The organism is Stenotrophomonas sp. HMWF003 (assembly GCF_003061285.1).
Taxonomy (GTDB): Bacteria; Pseudomonadota; Gammaproteobacteria; order Xanthomonadales; family Xanthomonadaceae; genus Stenotrophomonas; species Stenotrophomonas maltophilia_AP.
In genome coordinates, this window is sequence record NZ_QAIW01000064.1 from 1 (window position 1) to 11,142 (window position 11,142).

An 11,142-nucleotide genomic window follows, 5' to 3' on the forward strand; every position below is an offset into this window, starting at 1 on the left:
CCCGCACCCGCCCCAGCGCGCGGATCGCCTCCCCCACCGGATCGGCGATGTGCAGCAACGGCACATCCACCGCCGCCTGCACCTCATCGGCCATCAGGTGCATCGTGTTGGTGCAGATCACCAGCGCGGTGGCGCCGGCCCCCTCCAAGGTATGCGCCACCTCGACCATGGCGCGGGTGGCTGCGGCCCAGTCGCCGGCGCGCTGCATCGCCTCGATGTCGGCGAAGTCGAACGACCACATCAACAGCCGTGCCGAATGCATCCCGCCCAATGCATCGCGCACCTGCTCGTTGATCATCCGGTAGTAGTGCGCCGAACTTTCCCAGCTCATTCCGCCGATCAGGCCCAAGACCTTCTGCACTGCCGCTGCTCCCGTAGTCGTCCAGGCGCCAGCCTATCGCCGACCCGTGCCGCCAGCCAGATCCGGCCAAGCCGCCCCGCAGGCAGCCCGCTAGAATGGGGCCGATGAAGATCGCCTCCCTGATGCCGGCCACGGCCCTTGCCCTGGCCCTCACCCTTGTTTCCACCGATGCCCTGGCCTGGGGCGCACAAGGCCACCGTCTGGTCGCCCGTGTTGCCGAAACGCGCCTCACCCCGGCTGCCCAGGCCGAAGTGGACCGCCTGCTCGCCAGCGAGCCCGATCCCACCCTGCATGCCATCGCCCCCTGGGCCGACCAGCTGCGCGCCAAGGACCCGGGCCTGGGCAAGCGTTCGGCCGGCTGGCATTACGTCAACATCGGCGAAGACAACTGCCACTACGAAGCACAGAAGCACTGCAAGGGCGGCAACTGCATCGTCGAAGCGCTGAAGACGCAGACCGCCATCCTGGGCGACCGCAGCAAAAGCGATGCCGAGCGCGCCCAAGCGCTGAAGTTCGTGGTGCATTTCACCGGGGACATCCACCAGCCCATGCATGCCGGCTACGGCCACGACAAGGGCGGCAACGATTTCCAGGTGCAGTTCAACAACCGCGGCACCAACCTGCACTCGCTGTGGGACAGCGGCATGCTCAACGAGCTCAAGCTCGATGACGACCAGTACCTCGCGCGCCTGCTGGCCCTGCCCGCGCCCAAGCTGGGCAAGCGCTCCAGCATCAACAGCGACGCAGTGCAATGGGCCGAGGCCAGCTGCCGCATCGCCATTGCACCTGGCGTTTACCCGGGCAAGCGTACGCTGGCCCCGGAGTATGCCGCGACCTACCGCCCGGTGGCGGAACAGGAGCTGCGCCTGGCCGGCGAACGCCTGGCCGTGCTGCTCAACGCCACGCTGGGCAAACGCTGAGGAAATCCCCATGTCACTGCACGTCGCCAGTTTCTTCCACCCCGACAGCCATACTTTCAGCTACGTGGTGCATGACCCAGCGACGTTGCAGTCCGCGGTGATCGACCCGGTGCTGGACTACGACCCGGACACCGACGCGCTGGGTGCCGGGCCGCTGCAGCCGCTGCTGGCACATGTGCAGAACAACGCGCTGCAGGTGCGCTGGCTGCTGGAAACCCACGCCCACGCCGACCACGTCAGCGCCGGCCGCTGGCTCAAGCAGCGGTGGCCACAGGCCACGCTGGCGATGGGCGAAGGCATCGTGCAAGTGCAGAAAACCTTCGCGCCGCGGTACGCGCTGCAGGTGCCCACCGATGGATCGCAGTTCGACCACCTGTTCGCCGATGGCGAGCCGTTTGCACTGGGCGATATCCAGGCCGAGGTGATCGCGGTGCCCGGCCACACCAGTGACAGCGTGGCCTACCGCATCGGCGATGCGCTGTTCACCGGCGACTCGCTGTTCATGCCCGACGGCGGCACTGCCCGCTGCGATTTTCCCGGCGGCGATGCGGCGCAGCTGTATCGCTCGATCCAGCGCCTGCTGGCGTTGCCGGATGCAACGCGCGTGTTCATCTGCCACGATTACGGCCCCGGTGGGCGCGAGGTGGCCAACCAGACCACCATCGGCGAACAGCGCGCGCGCAACATCCACCTGCGCGATGGGGTCAGCGAGGCGGCCTTCGTCGCCACCCGGCAGGAACGCGATGCGACGCTGCCCGAACCGAAGCTGATGCACCCCTCGGTGAAGGCCAACATCCAGGGCGGCCCGGCGCGGTAACCCCGTAGAGCGGGGCTCTGCCCCGCTGCCCCCATCCGGCCACGTTCGGCGCCCAGCCACCCATGGGGTGGCTCTACCCCCCTTGGGGTATCGCGTGGCGTTACCGGCCCTGGCGTTGCACGGTCTGCTTGCCTTTCACGATCTCGAAGGTGAAGGCATACAGCAGGCTCACCGGCACCGGTTCGATGCGGTCGGCCCCGGCGCAGTCACTGCGATCCTTCTGCGCGGACCCGGCGGGGTAGTCGCACACCGCCGCAGGCGCGTAACGCCACATCGCCACCGCCGCCTGTGCGGCTTCCACCAGCGGCGCGTTCTCGGGCAAGCCGCCGGCCCGGCATTCGGCCCGGTCAAGCAGCGCCAGGCTGCGCTCCACCCGGCCGTCGGCATCGACCACCACCTGCAGGCAGATCGTCGTGGGGGCCAGCTCACGGCGTGGGTCGCGGTCGCCCAAGGCCGGATCGGGCGCGTTGTACAACTGCGGCATCCGGTACCCCTGGCTGGGCTGCAGCTGATAGGGTTGCACCGCCCCCGCGCCGCCGTCCCCCTCACTCCGCAGGCGCTGCAGGTTCACGTTCTCGGCGCGCGTGTCCACCGTGGTCAGCTGCTGGTGACCAGCACACCCGGCCACCAGCATCGCCAGCGTCACGGCCAGCAGACCCTGCTTCACTGCGCCGGGCCCGACGCATTCAATTCAAACGTCATCGGGATCTTCAACGCCGAGGCAACGGCGGTTCCATTCCGGCGCGCCGGCTTGAAGGTCCACCCTTTCGCCGCTGCCACCGAAGCCGCGTCGAACACGCCGGCCGGGGTCGAACTGAGGACGCGGACATTGCCCACCTTGCCGCTGGCATCCACCTCCACGCGTAGCACGACCTTGCCGGAGAGCCCCTGGTCAAAGGCCGCTTTGGGATAGGTCGGCGGCGTCGTGGTGAGGGCTTCGGCATCCCCGTCACCTGCGGCGGCGTTGGCCAGCGCGGCGGGCCCGGCATGGGGCGACGGCCCTGCGCCTGCAACGCCCTGGCTGGCCCACGCCACTGTTCCCATCCCCACGCACAGCCCCATCACCAGTACCTGCCCGGTCATCCACGGCAGTGCTTTCCGCTTGTGTTCCTTCAACATGGCAATACGCTCCTTCAACATCGGTTGGCTGCGCCAGTGGCAGGCCATCGGTGCAACCGGGTGGACCAACTGCGCCTTGAGCAGGGCGTTGGCGTAGAGCCGGCGCAGGGCCGGATGCGGGTCGACCGTGCGTGCGTCGCAGGCCAGCTCCTGATCACGCAGGAACCGACGCGCCGCCCACGGCAGCAGGGGATGGAACCAGAACACGCAGCGCAGCACGGCCAGCGCGGCATTGGCCCACGGATCGCCATGGCGGCGATGGCTGCGTTCGTGCTGCAGAATCAGATCCTGTTCGGCCGGGCTGAAATCCACCTCGAAGGCCGGGCCCACCACGATGCGCGGGTGCCACAGCCCCACCAGTGCGGGCAGCCCCGGGTCGGCACTGGCCTGCCACGTACCATCCTCACGGGGCTGCAGCGGGCCCATCGCGCGCTCGAACCGGCGCTGTGCGCGCCAGCTGGCGAGCGCCATGACCAGTGCGCCGGCCAGCCACACCGCCAGCAGCAGCACCGGCCACACCGCCGCTTCGGTCGGCACCACCGGGCCGCGCAAGGCGCTTGCGATGACGCGCATGGACGGCGCATCGGCCATCGGCGCGGACGGCAATGGCAGGCACAACGCCGCCAGCACCAGCGGCAGCAGCCACCAACTGCGATAGGCCAGCGCCGCCCCGCCCAGGCGCAGCAACAGCGGCCGCGCACCCGCCAGCAGCAGCACCGCCAGCGCCAGCCATACGCTGGCCTGCAGCATGAGAGTGATCAGATCAGCCATGGTCGAGTGCCTGGATCAGCTGCTTCAGTTCGGCAATGTCCTGCGCGCTCAGTTGCCCGCGCTGGCTGAAGTGCGCCACCAGCGGTGCCACGCGCCCGTCGAACAACTTGTCCAGCATCCCGCTGCTCTGCTCGGCCACCCAGGCCTGGCGCTGCAGCACCGGCGAGTACAGATAGCGGCGGCCGTCGCGGCTGGCGCTGATGGCGCCCTTGGTCAGCAGCCGGTTGAGCAGGGTCTTGATGGTGGGTTCGGCCCAGTCACGCGCGGCCAGGGCGGCCACCACCTCGTCGGCGCCCAGCGGGTGGCTGCGCCACAGTACGTCCATCACCACCGCTTCGGCTTCGCTGATCTGGGTCATCATTTACATCCGTAATCGACGAACCGATTACGCCCGTAATCGAATCGGGTGTCAACCCCTTCGACGATCGGTTCATGCGGCCGCTGCGAGGATCGGGGCATTGCCTGCGGAGCCTGCGATGAAACGCTACCGAAAGCTGGACTACCCGGTGGACGAGGTACGCCGCTTCCTGGAACCCGGTCCGGTGGTGCTGGTCAGTTCGGCGTGGAAGGGCCAGCGCAACGTGATGACGCTGGGCTGGCACATGGTCCTGGCGTTCACGCCATCGCTGCTGGGTACGATGATTTCCAGCGGCAACCACAGTTTTGAGCTGATCCGGCGCAGCCGCCAGTGCGTGATCAACCTGCCCACCGTGGACCTGCTCGACACCGTGGTGGGCATCGGCAACTGCAGCGGTGCCGAGGTGGACAAGTTCGAACGCTTCGGGCTAGACACGACCCCCGCCCACGACGTGGACGCGCCGCTGCTGGCCCAGTGCCCGGCCAGCGTCGAATGCCGGCTGCACGATGCCAGCCAGGTGAAGCGGCACGGTCTTTTCATCTGGGAAGTGGTCAAGGCGCATGTCGCGCGGGCGCCGAAACGGCCGCGTACCGTGCACTACCGGGGCGATGGCCAGTTCATGGTGTCCGGCGCAGACGTCTCGCGTCGCCGTCTGTTCAAACCGGAAATGCTGTAATGGCCCGCATGACTCTGCAGGATGGCGCTGGATGACCGATCACCTTACCGACCTCGACGCGGCCACCGACTGGTTGCTGCAGCGGGTGGACGGCCCGCTGCGCATCGGCGCGCCGCTGGCCCTGGGCAAACCGCATCGGCTGCTCAACGCGCTGTATGCCCGGGTCGAGAACGACCCGACACGGCCGCTGCAGATCTACACCGCGCTGTCGTTGAACCCGCCCAAGCCAGCCGCCGGCGGGTTGGAAGCGCGCTTCATGGCGCCGTTCGCGCAGCGCCATTTCGGCGACGACTTCCCGCGCCTGGCCTATGCCGATGCGATGGTCCGCGACCGCCTGCCGCCGCACGTGCAGGTGGAAGAGTTCTACATGCAGTCCGGCGCCCTGCTCGGCTCCTCGCAGGCGCAGCGCAGCTATACCAGCCTCAATTACACCCACGCTGCCGATGCAGTGGCGCAGCGCGCGCCGCACGCCATCGTGCAGAAGGTGGCGATGCGCCCGGACGACCGCCGGCTGTCGCTGTCGTGCAACAACGACATCACCCAGGACACCCTGGACGCGATGGTGGCACGCGGCCTGCCGCGTCCGCTGATGATCGCCGAAATCGACCCGCAGCTGCCCTACCTCGGCGGCTCGGCCACGGTGGATGTGAGCTTCTTCGACCTGGTGATCACCCCACCGCCGCCCTACCCCGACCTGTTCGGGCTGCCGCGGCAACCGGTCAGCGACGCCGATTACGCCATCGGCCTGTATGCCAGCGCGCTGGTCCGCGATGGCGGCACGCTGCAGATCGGCATCGGCACGCTGGCCGACGCCATCAGCCACGCGCTGGTGCTGCGGCACACCGACAACGCCCGCTACCGGCAGATCCTGCACGCGCTGGATCCGAGCCTGGCCAGCCACCCCACCGTGCTGGAATGCGGCGGGCTGGCCCCGTTCGACATCGGCCTGTATGGCTGCAGCGAGATGCTCAACGAGGGCTTCCGACGGCTGGTGCAGACCGGCGTGATCCGGCGCAAGGTGCATGACGATCTGGGCTTGATGCAGCGCATCGAGAACGGCAGCACCCTGACCATCGACCACGCCACGCTGGAGGCCGAAGGCGAATACCTGCACGGTGCGTTCTACCTGGGCTCGCCGGAGTTCTACCAGTGGCTGCGCGACCTGCCCGACGACGAGCGCGGCGCGATCGGCATGCGCCGGATCAGCGAGATCAACCAGCTGTACGGGGGCAATGAGGCCTTGGAGCGCGTGCAGCGCCGCCATGCCCGTTTCTTCAACTCCTGCATGATCGCCACCGCGCTGGGCGCGGCCGCGTCCGATGCACTGGAAGACGGGCGCGTGGTGTCGGGCGTGGGCGGCCAGTACAACTTCGTGGCGATGGCCCATGCGCTGCCCGAAGCCCGCAGCGCGCTGATGTTCCGCGCGGTGCGTGAGGACAAGGGGCAGGTGCAGTCCAACGTGCGCTGGAACTACGGGCATACCACCATCCCGCGGCACCTGCGCGACATCTACATCAACGAGTACGGCATTGCCGACCTGCGCAACCTGACCGACGAGGACTGCGTGACCGGCATGACCGCGATCACCGATGCAGCCTTCCAGGACACGCTGCTGCAGACCGCCAAGGCCGCCAAAAAGCTGGACGCGGCATTCGTGGCCCCATCGCACTGGCAACAGCGCAATACCGCCGGCGCGGTGAGTGCCGCACTGGCACCGTTCCGCCAGTCGGGGCTGCTGCCGGACTATCCACTGGGCAGCGACTTCACCGAGGTCGAACAGCACTTGGTGAAGGCGTTGGGCTGGCTGAAGCAGAACACGCAGACGCGCGGCAGCAAGCTGCGCACGGTGTGGGCCGCGCTGCGCCAGCCAGCCGGCGATGGCGACGCGGTGTACCTGCAGCGGATGGCGCTGGATGCGCCCGCGACGTTTGGCGAACGGCTGGAAGCCCGGCTGGTGCGGTTGGCGTTGGCGCGGACCGCCGCGGTCTGAGCGTCGTGCGCGGTTGTAACCGGCGAGATAGGGGTTGCCGGCCAGCGGCCGGCACTACCGGTCAAATGCAGAAGGCCGGGCAATGCCCGGCCTTCTGGATTACATGGACATCATCGAACGCGGTGCGTCAGAGTGCCTTGGCGGCCGCCACCACGTGTTCGGTGGTGATGCCGAAGTGCTTGTACAGCGCTTCGGCCGGGGCCGAGGCACCGAAGGTGTCGATACCGATCACCGCACCGTCCAGGCCCACGTACTGGCGCCAGAAACCGGTGACGCCCGCTTCCACCGCCACGCGCTTGCGCACGGCATTGGGCAGCACGGACTCGCGGTAGGCCGCGTCCTGGCGCTCGAACACGTCGGTGGACGGCATCGACACCACGCGGGTCTTGATCCCGGCGGCGTCCAGCTCGGCCTTGGCGGCCACGGCCAGACCCACTTCCGAACCGGTACCGATCAGGATCACGTCCGGCACGCCGCCTTCGGCGTCGGCCAGCACGTAGCCACCGCGCGCGATCTGGGCGACCTGCTCGGTGCTGCGCGGCTGGTGCGGCAGGTTCTGGCGGCTGAACACCAGGCAGCTCGGACCGTCGGTGCGGGTGATCGCCGACTTCCAGCTGACCGCCGACTCGACCGCATCGCACGGGCGCCACACATCGTTGTTGGGGATGTAGCGCAGCGAGGCCAGGTGCTCCACCGGCTGGTGGGTCGGGCCGTCTTCGCCCAGGCCGATCGAGTCGTGGGTATACACGTGGATGGCGTGCGCCGGAATCAACGCGCTCATGCGCACGCCGTTGCGGGCGTAATCGCTGAACACCAGGAAGGTGGCGTCGAACGGAATGAAGCCACCGTGCAGCGCCAGGCCGTTGGCGATGGCGGTCATGCCGAACTCGCGCACGCCGTAGTACACGTAGTTGGCGTTCGGGTCGTCGGTGGCGACCGACTTGCTGGCCTTCCACAGGGTCAGGTTGGAATGGGCCAGATCGGCCGACCCGCCCACCAGTTCCGGCAGCAGCGGCGCGAACGCTTCGATGGCCAACTGCGAGGCCTTGCGCGAAGCGATGGTCTGGCCGTCGGCCTGCACCTGGGCGATGTAGGCATCGGCCTTGGCGACGAAGTCAGCCGGCAGTTCGCCGTGCGAGCGACGGGTCAGTTCCTCGGCTTCGGCCGGGAAATGCGCGGCGTACTTGTCGAACTGCTGTTCCCACTCGGCCTGGCGCAGGGTGCCGGTACCGCCGGCACGCCAGCCGGCGTAGATCTCTTCGGGGATTTCGAACGGACCGTAGTTCCAGCCCAGCTGCTTGCGGGTGGCTTCCAGCTCGTCCTTGCCCAGCGGCGCGCCGTGGCTGGATTCCTTGCCGGCCTTGCCCGGCGAACCGAAGCCGATGGTGGTGCGGCAGCAGATCAGGGTGGGCTTGTCGAACTGCGCCAGGGCGCCGTCGATGGCTGCCTTGATGCTGTCCGGGTCATGGCCGTCGACGCCGCGCACCACGTTCCAGCCATAGGCTTCGAAACGCTCGGGGGTGTTGTCGGTGAACCAGCCTTCGGTGTTGCCGTCGATGGAGATGTGGTTGTCATCCCAGAAGCAGACCAGCTTGCCCAGGCCCCAGGTGCCGGCCAGCGAGGCGGCTTCGTGGGAAATGCCTTCCATCAGGCAGCCATCGCCCAGGAACACCCAGGTGCGGTGGTCGACGATCTCGTACTCGGGGCGGTTGTAGCGCTGGGCCAGCAGCTTCTCTGCCAGCGCAAAGCCCACGGCGTTGGCCAGACCCTGGCCGAGCGGCCCGGTGGTGGTTTCCACGCCGGGGGTTTCATGGTGCTCGGGATGGCCGGCGGTCTTGCTGCCCAACTGGCGGAACTGCTTGAGCTGTTCGATCGGCAGGTCGTAGCCGCTCAGGTGCAGCAGCGCGTACTGCAGCATCGAGCCGTGGCCGTTGGACAGCACGAAGCGGTCGCGGTTGAACCACTTCGGGTTGTTGGGGTTGTGACGGAGATAGTCGTTCCAGAGGACCTCGGCGATATCGGCCATGCCCATCGGCATGCCGGGATGCCCGGACTTGGCGGTTTCGACCGCATCAGCGGCAAGGAAGCGGATGGCATTGGCCAACTGGCGGCGGGTAGGCTGCGTCATGGTTCTGAGAGTCGGGAGGCTCCCGCGGAGCTGCGGGCAGCCAATTGTCCCACAGACCTCCGGCGGGGTCAGGCCGGGTGTCGGCTTTCTGAATGACAATCGCCGTGTGCGGGTGCAGGGCTGTTCACGTGGGGCCTCGACCTCGTTTGGGCGTGGCGCGCGCGTCCGGGGCCCCTTGGCGGCGGGGTGACCCTTGTGCAAATGTCCCCCGGCCGCCTGCGGCGACCTCCTCCTTTACTTTGCCAAGTGCCTGCCGGCCGCGGAGGGCCCCGGACTCGCGCGAAGCCGCGCTTGTTCGCCACCGTCCCGTCGTCCGTGGAAAGAAAAACGCCCCGATTCCTGACGGAACCGAGGCGTTCTGCGGGCGAATGCGCGGCAGGCCGCGCCCGCCGGGGGGTCAGTCGCGGCTGACCTGCACCGGCACCGGGCTGTCCTCGGTCTCGCCCTTGGCCACCAGGGTGGTCAGGGCCAGGTCGCCGGTGACGTTCAACGCGGTACGGCACATGTCCAGGAAGTGGTTCACGCCCAGGATCAGGCCGATGCCCAGCGGGTTGACCCCGACCATGGCGCAGATCATCGCCACCACCGGCAACGAGCCCGACGGCACGCCGGCCGTGCCGATGCCGCCGAGGATGCAGACCGCCATCACCATGATCTGCTGGCCGATGCTCAGGTCCACACCGAAGAACTGGGCCAGGAAGATCACCGTCACGCCCTCGAACAGCGCGGTGCCGTTCTGGTTGGCGGTGGCGCCCACGGTCAGCACGAAGCGCGATACTTTCTGCGGCAGGCCCATCTGGTCGGCAACGCGCAGCGCGGTCGGCAGGGTGGCGTTGCTGGAGGCGGTGGAGAAGGCCATCACCGTGGCCTCCTGGGTGTCGCGGAAGAACGACAGCGGCGAACGCCCGGATAGCCACACCGCCGTGCCGTAGGTCACCACCATGTGCAGGCCCAGTGCCAGCACCACCACGCCCACGTAGGCGCCCAGGCGGATGATCAGGTCGAAGCCGAACAGCGCGGCCAGGTTGAACATGAAGCAGGCCACCGCGTACGGGGCCAGCCGGATGACCAGGTTGATCAGCGTCATCGACACTTCGAACACGCCTTCCACGGCGCGACGCAGCGGGGCGACCTTTTCCTCGTCGCTGAGCACCATGCCGATGCCGAACATCAGCGCGAAGAACATCAGCGACAGGATCGCGCCATTGTCCGATGCGGCCTGCAACACGTTGCTGGGCACGATCGACAGCAGCATGTCCATGCCCTTGGGGGTTTCATGGATGCCGGCGACGATTTCCTTGCTGCGCTCGGCATTCTCCGAGAGCATCTGCGCGGCCACGTGCGGGTCCACCCCGGCGCCGGGCTTGAGCACGTTGACCAGCACCAGCCCGATGCCCACCGCGATGCCCGACAGCAGCACCGTGTAGGCCAGGGTCTTCCAGCCGATGCGGCCGAGCGCGCGGATGTCGCCCATCTCCGACACGCCCATGATCAGCGCCGAGAAGATCAGCGGCACGATCAGCATGAAGATCAGGTTGAGGAACAGGCCCGACAGCGGCGTGGTCACCCAGGCCATCACGCCCTTGGCGAACTCGGTCAGGCCAGGCACGCCCGGTCCGGCGGCATGCACGATCAGGCCCAGCACCAGGCCCAGCGCGAAGCCAATGCCCATTTTCCAGTGCAAGGGCAGTTTCTTGCGGGTCGTTGCGGCCTCAGTCATGTAGCAGCTTTCCTGTAAAGAATTGAACGAGCTTAGCAAAGCCGGGCGCGCGGGCCCGGCAGCACATCAGGATCCCGAAGGATATAGAGGCGCCAGCCCATTGTTTTCCGCCACCGCGGCGGCCTGCCAGTGCGGTCCGTCATGGAAGGCCCGGCGCAGCGCCTGGCGCGCGGCGGCCACGTCGCCGCCCTGGCCGGACCAGCGCACCCGCTGCATCGCCAGCAACGCCTCGCGCTGGGCCGGGTCGGCCAGCCGCGCCAGCAGGGCCTCCAGGCCCACTAC

General features: G+C 68.0%; 10 protein-coding genes and 1 pseudogene. 4 read left to right on the plus strand and 7 right to left on the minus strand.

The features are described 5' to 3' along the window. The coding region (locus DBR34_RS02270; RefSeq protein ID WP_128095545.1) for an amino acid racemase at positions 1–361 on the minus strand (361 nt) is incomplete at its 3' end. Positions 362–465: 104 nt separating this feature from the next. On the opposite strand from DBR34_RS02270, the gene DBR34_RS02275 reads away from it, so the two are divergent. Together DBR34_RS02275 and DBR34_RS02280 are read left to right on the plus strand one after the other, a co-directional pair. After that, on the plus strand, positions 466–1,281 hold the full coding sequence (locus DBR34_RS02275) for a S1/P1 nuclease (RefSeq protein WP_128095546.1): 816 nt from the start codon (positions 466–468) through the stop codon (positions 1,279–1,281). Positions 1,282–1,291: 10 nt separating this feature from the next. Continuing rightward, on the plus strand, positions 1,292–2,098 hold the full coding sequence (locus DBR34_RS02280; RefSeq protein ID WP_128095547.1) for an MBL fold metallo-hydrolase: 807 nt from the start codon (positions 1,292–1,294) through the stop codon (positions 2,096–2,098). Positions 2,099–2,198: 100 nt separating this feature from the next. On the opposite strand, the gene DBR34_RS02285 is transcribed toward DBR34_RS02280, so the two are convergent. From DBR34_RS02285 to DBR34_RS02295, 3 genes are read right to left on the minus strand one after another with little or no spacing between them, the layout of a single operon-like run. Then, positions 2,199–2,732: a hypothetical protein gene (locus DBR34_RS02285; protein ID WP_128095554.1), complete on the minus strand. Its 534-nt coding sequence runs from the start codon at positions 2,730–2,732 to the stop codon at positions 2,199–2,201. A gap of 29 nt (positions 2,733–2,761) precedes the next feature. Then, entirely contained in the window at positions 2,762–3,988 is a 1,227-nt protein-coding gene (locus tag DBR34_RS02290; protein WP_128095548.1) for a TonB family protein, read from the minus strand. Further along, positions 3,981–4,346, minus strand: a complete 366-nt coding sequence (locus DBR34_RS02295; protein WP_128095549.1) for a BlaI/MecI/CopY family transcriptional regulator — start codon at positions 4,344–4,346, stop codon at positions 3,981–3,983. Before DBR34_RS02295 ends, DBR34_RS02290 begins: the two co-directional genes overlap by 8 nt. Positions 4,347–4,464: 118 nt before the next feature. Between DBR34_RS02295 and DBR34_RS02300 the strand changes: the two genes are divergently transcribed. Together DBR34_RS02300 and DBR34_RS02305 are read left to right on the plus strand one after the other, a co-directional pair. Next, on the plus strand, positions 4,465–5,022 hold the full coding sequence (locus DBR34_RS02300; RefSeq protein ID WP_128095550.1) for a flavin reductase family protein: 558 nt from the start codon (positions 4,465–4,467) through the stop codon (positions 5,020–5,022). 31 nt (positions 5,023–5,053) lie between these two features. Continuing rightward, positions 5,054–7,012, plus strand: a complete 1,959-nt coding sequence (locus DBR34_RS02305) for an acetyl-CoA hydrolase/transferase C-terminal domain-containing protein (RefSeq protein WP_128095551.1) — start codon at positions 5,054–5,056, stop codon at positions 7,010–7,012. Between the two features lie 127 nt (positions 7,013–7,139). Here DBR34_RS02305 and tkt read toward each other — a convergent pair whose 3' ends face one another. The 3 genes and pseudogenes from tkt to DBR34_RS21195 form a co-directional block, all read right to left on the minus strand. Beyond that, a complete protein-coding gene (gene tkt, locus DBR34_RS02310) occupies positions 7,140–9,140 on the minus strand; it encodes a transketolase (protein WP_128095552.1) in 2,001 nt (666 codons plus the stop codon). Between the two features lie 397 nt (positions 9,141–9,537). Further along, the gene (locus DBR34_RS02315; protein ID WP_128095553.1) at positions 9,538–10,860 is read right to left on the minus strand and encodes a dicarboxylate/amino acid:cation symporter; all 1,323 of its coding nucleotides are present in this window, start codon (positions 10,858–10,860) and stop codon (positions 9,538–9,540) included. A 66-nt stretch (positions 10,861–10,926) separates the two neighbouring features. Continuing rightward, positions 10,927–11,142, minus strand: a pseudogene (locus DBR34_RS21195) (protein BatD); the annotation flags it as partial.